The organism is Pseudodesulfovibrio piezophilus C1TLV30 (assembly GCF_000341895.1).
GTDB classification, from domain to species: domain Bacteria; phylum Desulfobacterota; class Desulfovibrionia; order Desulfovibrionales; family Desulfovibrionaceae; genus Pseudodesulfovibrio; species Pseudodesulfovibrio piezophilus.
In genome coordinates, this window is the sequence record NC_020409.1 from 3,560,436 (window position 1) to 3,574,229 (window position 13,794).

At 51.3% G+C, this 13,794-nt stretch carries 15 protein-coding genes and 1 pseudogene; 5 read left to right on the forward strand and 11 right to left on the reverse strand.

What is annotated here, in order from left to right; translation table 11 throughout:
• Positions 1-123 precede the first annotated feature (123 nt).
• The 3 genes from BN4_RS16410 (at position 124) to BN4_RS16420 (ending at position 2,252) form a co-directional block, all read left to right on the forward strand.
• Entirely contained in the window at positions 124-597 is a 474-nt protein-coding gene (locus tag BN4_RS16410) for an NUDIX domain-containing protein (RefSeq protein ID WP_015416539.1), read from the forward strand.
• 75 nt (positions 598-672) lie between these two features.
• A complete protein-coding gene (pdxA, locus tag BN4_RS16415) occupies positions 673-1,701 on the forward strand; it encodes a 4-hydroxythreonine-4-phosphate dehydrogenase PdxA (protein WP_015416540.1) in 1,029 nt (342 codons plus the stop codon).
• The gene (locus tag BN4_RS16420; protein ID WP_015416541.1) at positions 1,698-2,252 is read left to right on the forward strand and encodes a D-glycero-alpha-D-manno-heptose-1,7-bisphosphate 7-phosphatase; all 555 of its coding nucleotides are present in this window, start codon (positions 1,698-1,700) and stop codon (positions 2,250-2,252) included. The genes pdxA and BN4_RS16420 overlap by 4 nt, the downstream gene beginning before the upstream one ends.
• A 298-nt stretch (positions 2,253-2,550) precedes the next feature.
• Here BN4_RS16420 and BN4_RS16425 read toward each other — a convergent pair whose 3' ends face one another.
• From BN4_RS16425 to BN4_RS18255, 11 genes and pseudogenes are all read right to left on the reverse strand, one after another.
• Positions 2,551-3,351 carry a tetratricopeptide repeat protein gene (locus tag BN4_RS16425; protein WP_015416542.1) on the reverse strand — a complete coding sequence of 267 codons (801 nt, stop codon included), beginning with the start codon at positions 3,349-3,351 and terminating at the stop codon, positions 2,551-2,553.
• Positions 3,352-3,394: 43 nt separating this feature from the next.
• A complete protein-coding gene (gene carA, locus BN4_RS16430) occupies positions 3,395-4,519 on the reverse strand; it encodes a glutamine-hydrolyzing carbamoyl-phosphate synthase small subunit (protein ID WP_015416543.1) in 1,125 nt (374 codons plus the stop codon).
• The gene (gene kdsB, locus BN4_RS16435; RefSeq protein WP_015416544.1) at positions 4,519-5,259 is read right to left on the reverse strand and encodes a 3-deoxy-manno-octulosonate cytidylyltransferase; all 741 of its coding nucleotides are present in this window, start codon (positions 5,257-5,259) and stop codon (positions 4,519-4,521) included. Before kdsB ends, carA begins: the two co-directional genes overlap by 1 nt.
• A gap of 21 nt (positions 5,260-5,280) precedes the next feature.
• Positions 5,281-6,567 carry a 3-deoxy-D-manno-octulosonic acid transferase gene (locus BN4_RS16440; RefSeq protein WP_015416545.1) on the reverse strand — a complete coding sequence of 429 codons (1,287 nt, stop codon included), beginning with the start codon at positions 6,565-6,567 and terminating at the stop codon, positions 5,281-5,283.
• 1 nt (position 6,568) lies between these two features.
• Positions 6,569-7,483 carry a D-alanine--D-alanine ligase family protein gene (locus BN4_RS16445; RefSeq protein ID WP_015416546.1) on the reverse strand — a complete coding sequence of 305 codons (915 nt, stop codon included), beginning with the start codon at positions 7,481-7,483 and terminating at the stop codon, positions 6,569-6,571.
• Positions 7,449-8,129: an HDIG domain-containing metalloprotein gene (locus BN4_RS16450; protein WP_015416547.1), complete on the reverse strand. Its 681-nt coding sequence runs from the start codon at positions 8,127-8,129 to the stop codon at positions 7,449-7,451. Before BN4_RS16450 ends, BN4_RS16445 begins: the two co-directional genes overlap by 35 nt.
• 118 nt (positions 8,130-8,247) lie before the next feature.
• Entirely contained in the window at positions 8,248-8,655 is a 408-nt protein-coding gene (locus BN4_RS16455) for a NifB/NifX family molybdenum-iron cluster-binding protein (protein ID WP_015416548.1), read from the reverse strand.
• 21 nt (positions 8,656-8,676) lie between these two features.
• A complete protein-coding gene (locus BN4_RS16460) occupies positions 8,677-9,549 on the reverse strand; it encodes an ATP-binding protein (protein ID WP_015416549.1) in 873 nt (290 codons plus the stop codon).
• Entirely contained in the window at positions 9,542-10,399 is an 858-nt protein-coding gene (locus BN4_RS16465; RefSeq protein ID WP_015416550.1) for a nucleotide-binding protein, read from the reverse strand. Before BN4_RS16465 ends, BN4_RS16460 begins: the two co-directional genes overlap by 8 nt.
• Positions 10,396-11,019: a NifB/NifX family molybdenum-iron cluster-binding protein gene (locus BN4_RS18250; RefSeq protein ID WP_322785982.1), complete on the reverse strand. Its 624-nt coding sequence runs from the start codon at positions 11,017-11,019 to the stop codon at positions 10,396-10,398. Before BN4_RS18250 ends, BN4_RS16465 begins: the two co-directional genes overlap by 4 nt.
• 9 nt (positions 11,020-11,028) lie before the next feature.
• Positions 11,029-11,286 (reverse strand): annotated as a pseudogene (locus BN4_RS18255) (DUF134 domain-containing protein); the annotation flags it as partial.
• Positions 11,287-11,628: 342 nt separating this feature from the next.
• Here BN4_RS18255 and hypD point away from each other — a divergent pair.
• Both hypD and hypE read left to right on the forward strand, forming a co-directional pair.
• Complete coding sequence (gene hypD / locus BN4_RS16480) at positions 11,629-12,723, forward strand: hydrogenase formation protein HypD (RefSeq protein ID WP_041721229.1); 1,095 nt, start codon at positions 11,629-11,631, stop codon at positions 12,721-12,723.
• Between the two features lie 2 nt (positions 12,724-12,725).
• Complete coding sequence (gene hypE, locus BN4_RS16485) at positions 12,726-13,730, forward strand: hydrogenase expression/formation protein HypE (RefSeq protein WP_015416554.1); 1,005 nt, start codon at positions 12,726-12,728, stop codon at positions 13,728-13,730.
• The last annotated feature ends 64 nt before the right edge of the window (positions 13,731-13,794 follow it).

Here is a 13,794-nt window from a genome sequence, read left to right on the forward strand (position 1 = left end):
TTTGAAGAACTTTGCAGCGCAATTCTCTCATTGACGAGTTTGGCCTTTGCTGCAACTTCAGGTACAGATTAATGATTCTTGTGGGAAGTTCTTCCCGGAGAAAACCGTGTGGAGGATTGATTTGTGGAGCAGCGAAAACCGTGCCCTCATTGTGGTGGCGTCATAGTATCATATCAAAATCCGACTCCAACCGTGGACGTGGTTGTCCTGGTGCCTGGAGCAACTTCCGAAGATGATGGCGTTGTTCTCATAGAGCGGACGAATCCACCTCCAGGCTGGGCTTTGCCCGGCGGTTTTGTCGATGTCGGTGAAACCTGTGAGCAGGCAGCCGTGCGTGAAATGAAAGAGGAGACAGGATTGGATGTCATGCTTACCGGCATGCTTGGAGTTTATTCAGCGCCGGATCGGGACCCTCGTCAGCATACAATGAGCGTTGTCTACACAGGCGTGGCTCGAGATTTGAAACAACTTTGCGCAGGCGACGATGCCGGGGCTGTTCGAGTCTATCCGTTGGGGGAATGGCCGAATTTGGCCTTTGACCACGAGCGAATCCTGGCTGATTTCATGGCTCGCCATGGTCGGATGAACGGAGGGTGACGCGTTGACACAGAGAGCTGGCAGGCTTACTTTCTGCGCGCTGTCTGTTAACTTCGTTCAAGGGATTTTTTCTTTATGACCATGCATACTCTTTGCGTCACTCTTGGTGACCCTTGTGGCCTTGGCCCCGAATTAGCCGTTCGTCTGTTTTCCACGGAAAACATTCCTGAAAATGAACGAATTCTGTTGATCGGGCCGGAATCCGCCTTGGTCCGGGAGATGGAGCGATACACTGTTGAGCCATTTTATGAGAGAGTGACTCAGCCAGAGACCCTTGGTGACAGGCCGACCGGAGTGTACCTCTATGAACCTTTCGGGATTGCCGACTTGGAATTCCCTCCAGGTAAAGCTGTCGTGGCTGGTGGAATGGCCGCCGGGATCAGCCTGGAAGCAGCGGTCGATTTTTTGAAACATGGTCTTGTCGGCGGATTGCTGACATGTCCTTTGAATAAGGCGATGCTTCAGCAGGCCGGATTTGAATTCCCCGGACACACCGAATTCCTGTCCGAAAAACTCGGTGTTGGTAGGGACAAGGTTTGCATGCATTTGTGTGGGCATGACCCGGAAGATGGTCCAGACCCTAAGTTGAGGGTGAGTCTGGTGACTACCCATCCTGCATTAAAGGATGTTCCGGGTCTTGTGAATGAGGAACGGCTTGTGCTTTGTCTCCGTCTAACAAGTGAATTTACCAGAGCATTGGGGTTGTCTGGCGCGGTTGCCGTCTGTGGCCTCAATCCACATGCCGGAGAGGCCGGTCATATCGGGTCGGAAGAAGCCGATATCATTCTTCCGGCCATGGAGAAGGCTCGTGCACACGGTTTGGACGTTGCAGGGCCATTCCCCGCAGACACCGTTTTTCATTTTGCAGCGAAAGGGCAGTATCCGGCCGTGCTGGCCATGTACCACGATCAGGGATTGGGACCGCTCAAGCTCTTGCATTTCAGCGAGGCTGTGAATGTGACTCTTGGTTTGCCATATCCGAGAACTTCGCCGGACCATGGGACAGGGTATGATCTGGTGGGGACCGGTAAAGCTTCAGTGAAAAGCTTCCGCGCTGCTTATGATATGCTTCACCGCTTGATGCGTTCACAGGAGACAGCATGAAGAAACGCTTTGTCCTGCTGGATAGAGATGGCACGATTATCAAGGACAAACACTATTTGAGTGATCCGGATTTAGTGGAATTATTGCCAGGTGCCTTGCAAGGGCTTAAAATGATGCAAGCCAGCGGCTTTGGCTTGGCTGTCCTCACCAACCAGAGCGGCATTGGGCGTGGGTATTTCGATGAATCGTCAGTCCTGGCATGTAATGAGCGTCTTCAAGACATCCTGCAAGCTGAGGGTGTGATGATTCAGGGCTTTTTTTATTGTCCACACACTCCCGAGGATGGGTGTGATTGTCGAAAACCGGCTCCCGGTTTGATGCGTCAGGCTGCGAAGTCCTTGGGGTTCGATCCTCGAGATGCGGTTATGATCGGAGATAAAGAAGCTGACATCGGTGTAGGGCGGCACTCCGGGGCAGTGAGTATTCTTGTGCGAACAGGGAAGGGAGCCTCTCATGAAGATCGCTGTCGGGGACTTGCAGATTATATAGTGAATGATCTCGTTGAGGCTGGGGAAAGAGTGCAGAAGATAGCTCAGTCGGAAAGAAAGTAGCGAAATTTACTTGAAAGAAGAAAAAGCCGGATTCCAAATGGAAACCGGTTTTTTTTGCGCCATAAAAACGCTATTTTGACTGTTTATCAAGAAAGTGTGTCCCAACACACATCAGCAAGCTGAAGCTTATCTCGATTCCAGCCATGGGGAAGACCAACCACCCCAATTCCGTCCAATAGTTCATGGGTGCCTCCTTCCACTGAATGTGAAAGAAGGTGTCTAACATTGGTAGTGATTCGTGTAAAGCTTCCCTTCTAAAGGTGAAGAATGCTGAAGGAACACTTCATTTTAAAAGAGCTTATTGGGAGAGCTTTTTTCTCGCGAATTTGAGCATTTTGGCTGCTTCATCAAACCCGGAATTGATCATGACTGCATTTTGTGCCGATTGTGCCATTTGTGGCCATTTTTTCCAATCGTAATACAGTCGTCCCAGGTTGTAGTGAAGGTATTCATCTTCAGAACTCAGCGTTAATGCCTTGAGGTAGTATTTCTCTGCAGTCTCGTAATCTTTCATTTTGCGAAGAACCATTCCGATCCGATTATATAAATGAATCGCATTGGGGTCATCTCGCAAAGCATCTTCCAGCATGTGGAAGGCTTCTTTGTAGCGCCCTGCGTTGAGGTAGCGATCTGCTATGTCGGCCTTGAGATCAGTATCTCCGCCAAAGTCCTTGACCAACTGATCAAAGGTTCCCTTGGCTTCATCCCAGTTCTGATTGTCGAGTTGCTCCTGACCCTTGGCGACTTCGGAGGCTTTTTTTGCCAGCATAGCCTGCATGTCGCCCTGAACCTGATCATTGAGCGCGCTTTGCAGCTCTTGCAAAAGGGAGCGCATTTCATCCAAAAGAGCGCGCTCCTGTCCCGGTGTGTAGCTGATGACCAGAGGGTAGACTTCTCGAATCTTTTTGTCATTGTTCAGGCTTTGGGTAACCTTGAAGATGATTTCTTCAAATTCATCCCTTTCGCCTTTCATGACAGAGTTTTTCAGAAACAGGATGAGACCATCATGGATGCTTTGCACCGCAGCCATGTATTTGCCCTTTTTAAGCATGGTCGTGACGGAATTCAGTTTCTTTCGTGCATTGACTAATTCGGACATATCTTCCTGCTCTTGTGGACGTTCTTTCTCAAGTAATGCGGGGTTATTTCCCTGTACTTTCCTGAACCATATCACGGAATCTCGAAAAGAAATAGCGGCTGTCGTGTGGGCCTGGACCTGCTTCAGGGTGATGCTGGATGGCCAGGATCGGCTTGTCTTTGTGCCGAAATCCTTCCAGAGTTTTGTCGTTGAGGTTCATGTGTGTGGTCTCCAGGAAGTTCAATCCCTCGATATCGACACAAAATCCATGATTTTGGGAAGATATTTCGATTTTCTCAGTTTGGAGATCCATGACAGGGTGATTGCATCCGTGGTGGCCGAACTTGAGTTTATAAGTGGTGCCGCCAAGGGCAAGACCAAGAATTTGGTGCCCTAGACAGATGCCAGCGACAGGGTAGTCCTCACAAAGGTCTTTGGTGGCTGTCACAGCGGTCGTAACCGCAGCAGGGTCACCGGGACCATTCGACAGGAAGACTGCGTCCGGGTTGAGGTGCCGCACTTGTGCGGCAGAAAAACCAGAGGGCAGGATGATCATGTCAAAGCCTTGTGCATCGAGAAGGCGCAGGATATTCCACTTGATGCCGAAATCATAGACGGCAAGTCTGGGGCCTGTTCCTTTCCATGAAAAATCGTCGATGTTGTCTATGAAGACAGGAGCCGTGCCATTCCATGTATAGGGTTTGTCACATGTCACCCTGTCAGCCAGATTCAGGCCTTCCATATTCTCGATGGATTGAGCTTTCTTGACCAGTTCTGCAGGGTCGTGGTCTCCGGTCGCCATGAAACCACGTTGGGCACCATGGATGCGCAGATGTCTGGTCAGGGCGCGAGTGTCAATCCCCTCAATACCCATGACTCCGACTTCCTTGAGATATTCAGGGAGAGGCATGGTGGAACGCCAGTTGCTGGGTTTCTTGCAACATTCTTTGACGATGAATCCTCCGGCCTGTACTTTTCGAGATTCGACATCCTCGGGATTGACTCCATAGTTTCCGATAAGAGGGTAGGTCATGGTGACCATCTGTCCGGTATAGGAAGGGTCAGTGAGGATTTCCTGATAGCCGGTCATGCCGGTATTAAAGATGACTTCTCCACTGGCTTCGCCGTCTCCTGTGAAACTTGTGCCGTGGAATAAGGTGCCGTCTTCGAGGGCCAATATCGCTTTCATTACTCTCTCTCCAGAATATCTTTGGCTTTTTCGAGGTCCTGTGGGCTGTCTACCCCATGGCAGGTGTGTCTCGTTTCTGTCACGTAAATATCGATACCGTCTTCGAGCAAACGCAGTTGCTCCAGTTTTTCTCTTCGTTCCAAAGGGCTGGGAGCCAACTCTCCAAATCGAGCCAGGGCATCCATCCGAAAGGCGTAGAGACCGATGTGGAGCAGGAATCCATGGATTTTCTCATCCCTGTCAAAAGGCACCATGGATCGGGAGAAATAGAGTGCCCTTCCATTTTTTGCCCGAACAATCTTGACCCGGTCCGGGGACACGGCCTCCTCGTATCCAACAGATGTCGCGAGCGTTGCCACCCGGACATGGTCGGATGAAAATGGGCATACCAGTTCACTTAGCATGTCCGGTTCCAGGCATGGTTCGTCTCCCTGGATGTTCACAACGACGGACTCGGTGTCGAGAGCGAGCAGACGGGCTGCTTCCAGGACTCGGTCAGTACCACTCTGGTGCGTTGCCGATGTCATGACAACCGGAACTTCAAGCCCTTGAGCTGCGTCATAGATGCGTTGATCATCCGTAGCAAGAGTAACACTGCTCATCTGGGGGCACCGGGACGCCCGTTCATAGACGTGCCAAAACATCGGCTTACCATGGATTTTGACCAAGGGTTTGCCGGGAAATCTCGAGGAAGCATACCTCGCCGGGATTATTCCGTGACATTCGGGAAAGCTGCTCATTGTTTCCTGCGCTGTGGCTTGTTAGTCTTTATTGAGAAAATCGGCAACCTGTTTGGCTACGGCTGCCGCGCCGCCCAGTCGGTCATGTATATACGCTTTTGCTCTCTTCACAACTTCGGTCCGCATCAGAGGGTTGTCAAGTGTGGTGATCAACGAATCCAAAGCTTCTGCTCCATCAGCGGCCTCCAAGGCAAGACCGTTCTCAATGATTTCGCGACCGACCCATGCGAAGTTTTTCCAATGAGGACCGGTCACTGGGGTCACGCCACATGTTAACGGTTCAAGAAAATTCTGTCCGCCAAGGGGAGCGAGACTGCCGCCGACGAAGGCGGCCTTGGCTAGCCCATATGCCGGGAAAAGTTCCCCAAATGTATCCCAGAGGATGACTGTCCCAGGGCGTGCTTTTCCTTCGGATTCCGAGCGGAGTACCCAGTGAATTCCTTTGTCATTCAGGGCCTTTTTCCATAAAGAAACATGGTGGAGATGGCGTGGGAAAAGTCCCAGTATGGTCGTGGGCCTTTGTCGCATCAGGCCTGCGGCCAAGTGAGAGACCGCTGCCAGTTCCTGTTTGCGGACAGAGCCGAAGACAACAAAATCGGCATCAACAGGAATTACGTCCCGAAGAGGGTTCTTCTCATTGCTCATGGGACCAGCCTCTGCCATTCGGTCAAATTTAATGTTGGGCATGACCCAAACCTTGTCTCGGCCAAAAATCGTTCCGAATCTGCGCCCGTCTTCTTGGGACACAGCCATTATCCTGTCTGGGCCAAGTGTACGAAAGAAAGTAGGCCAAGCCATATAGCCGCCGAGACTTTTAGGACTCATCCGTCCATTTGCAAGGAGGATGCGAACACCGTATTCCTTGCATGCATTGAGAAAGCCAGGCCAGATTTCAGTTTCAAGAATCAAGGCGGCTTGAGGCCGGACATGCCCGACCATTCGCCGCATTATGGCTGGCGAGTCAAAAGGGAAATACCATGGCTGGATTGCCAGCCCGGACTGGGACGCATTGATTTCCTGTGCGGCCCGGCAGAGAGTCTCGTACCCCTGGAGTGTATTGGTCGTGACCAGTACTCGGAGTGAATGGGTGAAAGGGGAGCGGAGTTCTTTGAGGACTTCCCATGCTAGGTAGGCCTCACCACCGCTTGCAGCTTGTATCCATATATGAGCGGGAGCCGGAACTCCACCATTGAGCGTCCGTTGGTCCCATCCTTCCTTGAGCCGGTGGTTGAGTTTGAGCAGGGGGAGTGCCGCCTTCCAGACAACACCATAGGCCGAAAGGGTTGCGTCAATCAGAGCTTTCCCCATTTTATTCAGCCTTGTCTCGAAGGCCGACTTCGATGAGTTTCGCGATGAGTTCCTTGAAAGACATGCCAATGGCTCCGGCTGCCCTGGGCAGCAGGCTGGTTGGAGTCATGCCGGGGAGGGTGTTGATTTCAAGAAGGTAGGCATTGCCTTCTTCCGTTAATATAAAGTCACCGCGGCTATATCCATTTAGTCCGAGAGCGTGGTGTGCAACGATCATTTGTGCCTGGATGGCAGCCGTGATCGCTTCACTGACAGGGGCAGGGCAAATTTCTTCAGCGCCGTCTTCAGCATATTTATTTTCATAATCAAAGAATGATGCGCCATCCTTGGGCCTGATCATGATCAGCGGCAATGGTGCGCCGTCCAGGATGCCGCATGTCAGTTCCACTCCCGGTATATATTCTTCAACAAGAGCGGATTGGCACATGGCAAAGACTTTGGCCAAGGCAGCCGGAAAATCTTCGTTTTTTTCCACCAGTGACATGCCAAGGCTTGAACCGCCCTTATCCGGCTTGACAAAAACCGGCAGGTTCAATTCCAAAGGTGCTTCGGTTCCCTGTGGGGGAGTGATCAGTTGCCACTCTGGTGTTCTGATTCCTCTGGCCTCGAAAACTTCCTTGGCTGCAGCCTTGTTCAGGGCGAGATAGGACGCCGCTGCTCCGGTTCCCTGATATGGACAGTTCGCCTTGTCCAGAACTGCCTGGATAAGGCCGTCTTCTCCTGGAGTACCGTGGAGATTGATGAAGGCGAAGTCAGCCTGTTTGGCTTTGGGCAGAAGGTTTTTAAAATCTTCTGCCGGGTCGAAGAAAATTACCTCGTGTCCGAGATCTTCAAGGGCAGTACGAATTTGCCTGGCTCCAGAGAGAGAGACCTCTCTTTCGTCAGACCAGCCGCCCGCTATCAAAATCACATGCATTCAAATCTACCTCTATGGTTTCGCCCAGCAAACTTTCCAACTCCACGGCCTGTGCCCTGGTTATTTCGATTCGCTTGCGAATATAGTCATTGACACCGTATCGCTCAACGAGATCCTTAAAGCGGGATTCGATGGTCACGATGGAGTTGTGGCGGACCCGTTTGTCCGCATAGATGACAGTCAAGGGGATAAAGTACTTTGCCATATCCATGTCAAAAGGCCAGTAGACATGGTGGCTGACTCCACTTGCAATGGCTGGATTCCGCGTCATTTCCATGGTCCACGAACCACCCAGTTGGCTGTGATTGCCTCCGTGGAGTATACTGTAACTCTTGGCAATGTCATGCATCAGGGCTGAAGCTCGGACTGTGGGGACATCTATATTCATGCCGAGAGCAGAGGCTCGCCGGGCCACAAACGTGGCTACGCGCGCAACTTCAAGGCTGTGTTCCGCGACATTGTCGAACATAGAATAATGTGTCCAGTATTCTCTGCACTGACTCTCATTGGGAACAGACAAGGCCTTGTCAATAACGACGGGGGGAGGAGGGGGCAGCGTAGAGAGATGCTGCTCTTCAACTATTTCAGGTGTTTCGTTGGTGCTCATGGCATAGGGTGCAAGCTGTCTTCTCTCAGGAAGCGTCATTGCCTCCTGCTCTTCATACCTATCAGCACGCGGTGGAAAAATAAAGCATTGCAACGGCAGGATTTCATGTGGTCAGACCGACCGTCACAGAGGCGGTCGGTCTTTTGCCTCAAGCCGATCAGGCGTGATTTCCGCAGTGTCCTTCGCCGTGGTCTGTGCCACCGCCGCAGGTGTGCTCCGGAGAGAATTTGGGCAAACTTTCATGCATGAAAGCCTGAACTGCTGCATTTACCGTTGGGGCGCCATTGCCGTGAAAGACGTCAATGCCGACCTGATTGAATCCTTGAAGCGGGCGAAAACCCATGCCGCCCGAGATGAGAGCCTTGACGTTATTGGAGGCGAGATGGTTCACCGGGGCCATGCAGCCTCCTGATTCATGGGGGACATTGGGGAGAGTCGAGACATCTTTTATTTCTCCATTTTCAATGGCGACCAGCGTGTACAAGGCACAATGGCCAAAGTGGGCATCGACTGCGGCATCAAGGCCACCGGGGGTAGCCGAGGGGACGGCGATAAGCGTATTCATGACAGTACTCCTAGGTTTTGGTTATTCGTAAAGCAGGTTGAGCATGTTGCCCCAGGCGGTCTCCAGCAGATGGCAGGCCGCGCTGTTTCCTGTTTCGGTCAGTGTTTTTTTCTGAACCATGGCTTCAGTGACTGTGTGGTCATGGGGAAAACGGCATAGTATGGGATAGCCATGATTGTTGCAGAATGTCTCAATAGCCATGGATTGTTCCGGGTTGAGGTCGAATTTATTGATAAGCACGGTTGTTTTTGTCTTGAATCGCGCACAGAGTTCCGCGACTCGTTTCAGGTCGTGCAGCCCTGATTGAGTCGGCTCTGTCACGATGACAGCCAAATTGGTTCCTGCCAGGGAGCTGATGACAGGGCAGCCGATGCCCGGAGCGCCATCGCTGAGGACGAGGTCAAGGCCTTCTGTCGCGGCGATTTCCCTGGCATGCTGTTTGAGCAGTGTTACCAGCCTACCTGAGTTTTCTTCACCCGGAAAAAGTTGGGCGTGGATCATGGAACCGAAGCGGGTTCGTGATTCGTACCATGTGCCACAATGTTTGACTGGGAAAGCAATGGCATTTGCCGGACAGAAAGTGACACAGACCTTGCATCCTTCACAGCGAAGCGGATCGACTCTATATCCGTTTTCAGTCTGTTCAATGGCATTGAATCGGCACATGGATTGGCAGGTTCCGCAGGACTCGCAAGAAAACGCATCAATGACGGCTTCATTGCCGGAATGAAATTCTTCGCTTTTATCAATCATTGGGGAAAGTAGCAGGTGCAGGTCTGGAGCATCCACATCCAGGTCACACAGAATCGCATTACGGGCCAACCCTGCGAATGCTCCGGTGATGGAGGTCTTGCCAGCCCCTCCCTTGCCGCTGATGACCACAACTTCATGCATGTTTCACCTCGATGGCAGCCTGTTTCATCTGGCGGATTAGATCCCGAAAGGTCGGCTCCAGGGCCGTGACGCTCGTCACCGGGACTTCTCCGCGTGAATACGCTTCGGCAATGTCTCGGTTGTAGGGGATTTCTGCCCAAATCGGGATATTCTTTTCCAGGCAAAATGTTTGGACTTGTCTGTCTCCGATCCCGGATCTATTGATCACTGCGCCTATGGGCTTCTCCAAAGGAGAGAATGCTTCCCAGGCGAGCTTGAAATCATGGAAGCCGAAGGGCGTCGGTTCAGTCACTAGTACTATGCAATCGGCATTCATGACCGCACTGACAGCGGGGCAGCTGACACCGGGAGGAGAGTCGATCAGAATATCCCGTTCGTCAGAAATATCTATCCCTGACATGACTTTGCGCATGAGTGGAGGACTCATGGCTTCCCCTATTCTGAGGCGACCCATGACGAAATCCGAGTGTTCTGTTTTTCCACTTATGATCTCACCCAGTTCCCTGCGGCCAGGTGTCAGGGCATTTTCCGGGCATATAGCCAGACATCCACCGCACCCGTGACACATCTCCGGAAAAATGAGCAAGGTTCCCGCCATGACGGTAATCGCCTTGAATTGACACAGGTCAGCGCAAGAACGGCATCCAGTGCATTTGTCGTCATCTGCCTCTGGGACCTCAATGTAAGCTGATGCCGTCTGGAGTTCTCGCGGTTTGAGAAACAGGTGGAGATTCGGCTCTTCTACATCAAGGTCCACCGTGGTGAGAGGACTCTCCCAAAGGGTCGCAAGGGAGGCGGTCATGGTTGTCTTTCCGGTGCCTCCCTTGCCGCTGGCTATGGCGTAGATCACTTGTTCGCGCCCTCTCGTCCGTTTGGTTCACTTGCCATATTCACTTCTCCTGCCATGAACTTGTCCACAGCTTGACGTACGGTCATGTTTTCAACGTCTTGTCCGACATGGATGCCTGCAGCTGAAAGGGCTGCAAACGCTTTGGGACCGACATACCCGGTCAGAACTGCATCGGCATTGGAGTTGGCGACACTTTCCGCAGCCTGGATGCCTGCCCCTTGATTCATGACTTGGGATGCACCATTATCCATATAAGTACTTTCCATGGTTGAGAGGTCGACGATTACAAACCCTCCGGCCCGCCCAAAGCGGGGATCGACCTGGTCATCAAGGCTCGGTCCTTCACTGGAGACTGCAACCGTCTTAATGGGGCCATTTGGAGTTCCTTGTGTGAAACCGGAGCCAGGAGTTCTGTTGCGTTGGCGATTGCCTTGTCCCATGCCTTGCCCTTGTCCCTGCCCCATGCCTTGTCCGGCATTACGGCATTGTCCTTGCCCGGCACCTCTTCCCTGTCCTCGTCCCATTCCTTGTCCGGCACCCATGGCACCGCCTCTGTTTCTTCCTCGCATTATTGCATCTCCTTGTGTCGAGAGTTGCTCCCGCTCATCGTTGGCAAGCATGTAGGCTCCACCATCGATTTCAATGGCCCAGCCATTGGTCAGAGCCATGGCTACATCATTTCTGGCCTTGGACAGGATGCGACTCAGAGTGGGGCGGGAGACACCCATTTGGTCCGCAGCCTCCTGTTGCATGAGGCCACCGCCATCAACCAACCGAATTGCTTCAAATCCCTCCAGAGAGAGAGGCTGGCGCGTCAGTTCTTTCAAAGGAATACCCTGTGGTTTGAAGAAAACCGCGTCTGGCATTCCCTGGACAAACCGTTTCTTTTTTTTCGTCCCATTTTTCCCTCATTCTTATGAACACATGCACATATGACGATATTCTCAGTGAAAGCAAAGTCAAGCTTAAAATGAACATATGTTCAAAATAATTGTGTGTGTAATTTTTAATATTCTGTTATTATTAACTAATTTTTAGTTGCCTAAAATACACTGTCTTTCGACGTTCGTGCTTGTGTGTCTTTTGTTATTCCTTCTGCGTAGGGAGAGGCCTCTCTTTTCCATTGTCATCAGAATCCGGTTTTTGTTTGCTCACCGTGTTCAATCGGTATATGGAAGGTGCTGATCTTTTGGGATTATGGGTATTCACTTGAAGATGAGGGGTTTGATTTGAGCTTTGAATTATTGGAGAAGTTTCGCGACCCGGAACTCTGTCGCAAGATACTCGATAAAATGCAGGCTGAATTAGGAAGAGAACTTCGGTTCATGGAAGTTTGTGGCACGCATACAGTTGCCATCTTTCAGAGTGGACTTCGTTCCTTATTGCCGGAGAAAATTGTTCACTTGAGTGGACCGGGGTGTCCCGTCTGTGTGACTCACGAATCCGAGGTGAATGCTTTTCTGGATTTGGCTGAAAAGGAAACCGTTATTCTGGCAACCTTCGGGGATCTGATGCGAGTGCCAGGTGATAAAGGGCGGAATCTGAAAAAGGCGACGGCTGATGGTGCGCGTGTCAAAGTGGTGTATTCCCCTTTTGATACATTGAAACTCGCAAAAGATAATCCTGATGAGTTGGTCGTTTTCATCGGTGTCGGATTTGAAACGACTGCCCCGACTATCGCAGCAACCATGAAGATGGCTCGGGAGCAGGGGATTACCAATCTTCGAGTGCTTTGTTTCCACAAAACTGTGCCTTCCGCGCTGGAGGCTCTGTTGACAGATGCCCTGACCAGTATCGACGGGTTTATTTTGCCAGGGCATGTTTCCGCCATAATAGGATTGGAGCCATACCGTTTTATCGCTGAAAAGTATGGAAAGTCGGCGATTGTCACTGGGTTTGAACCCCTTGATATCCTGCAATCCCTGACCCAGATGATTGATTGGCGAAACCGGGGCGAATCGCATGTGACCAATAACTATACACGTATTGTCAGTGATACAGGGAATACCAAAGCGCTCGAAATCATGTACGAAGTCTTTGAGCCGACCGATGCTTTGTGGCGTGGAATCGGGAATATCGCGGGATCCGGTCTCGAAATTCGTCAGGAATGGGAACTCTTTGATGCCAAGAAAGAATTTGGAATTGTCATCAAGGAAGGTCCGGCCTTGGCCGGATGCAAGTGTGGGGACATCCTCAAGGGTATCAAACAACCTGATGAATGTCCGCTCTTCAAAAAAGCGTGTACTCCCGCCAATCCTGTCGGACCGTGCATGGTCTCAACAGAAGGCAGTTGTGCAGCCTATTACAAATACAAAGTGGATTAGAAATGAGTGACAAGGTTCTCCTCGATTACGGCAGCGGCGGGCGTGCTTCTCAGCGTCTCATTTCGGAACTTTTTCTCAAGCATCTTGGCAATGATGAGTTGAATCGGCTGAATGATGCCGCTGAATTAACCCTTTCCGGCAAAGTTGCCATGTCCACGGATTCATTCGTTGTGGACCCAATTTTTTTCCCGGGTGGCAATATCGGTTCCTTAGCAGTTCATGGAACTGTGAATGATGTCGCCATGATGGGAGCTATCCCTCGGCACATTACCTGTGCATATATTTTGGAAGAAGGTTTACCCATGGATGATCTGGAAAAGATCGTCACAAGCATGGGGCAGGCAGCGCGTGAAGCTGGGGTTACGGTAGTCAGTGGCGATACAAAGGTCGTTCCGAAGGGAGCGGTTGACAAAATATTTATCAATACCACTGGAATTGGTGATATTATCGTGGATCCAGTTCCAAGTGGGGATGCTGCGCAAGTCGGTGACGCAGTCCTGCTTTCCGGGACGCTTGGAGATCATGGTTTAACAATCCTTGGTACTCGCGAAGGCTTGGATTTTGAGGCCAAAGTGGAGTCAGATTGCGCATCCTTAAACCATCTTCTTGTCAAGTTGGTCCGCGAACTACCGGAAGTTCATGTCCTGCGTGATCCGACGCGGGGAGGGTTAGCGACCACGATGAACGAAATCACCCTCAGCTCCAATGTTTGTTGTGAACTTGTCGAGAAGGAGTTACCAATCCGGGCCGAGGTTCAGGGGGGGTGTTCCATTCTCGGACTTGATCCTTTGTACCTGGCCAATGAAGGCAAATTCCTTTGCATCCTGCCTCAGGCTCATGCGGAAAAGGCTCTGGAAATCATGCGCGCTGATCCCCTTGGGCACGGTGCATGCCAGATTGGTTCGATTACAGATGCCAATCCCGGCAAAGTTGTTTTGATTACCAAACTCGGCGGCAAGCGGTTGTTGAACATGCTCGAAGGTGAACAGTTGCCTCGGATTTGTTAGGATGGAGCATCTTGACGACGGTTATTGTCTGCATTTTCAATACAAGAAGGCCCCGGAGAGTCGA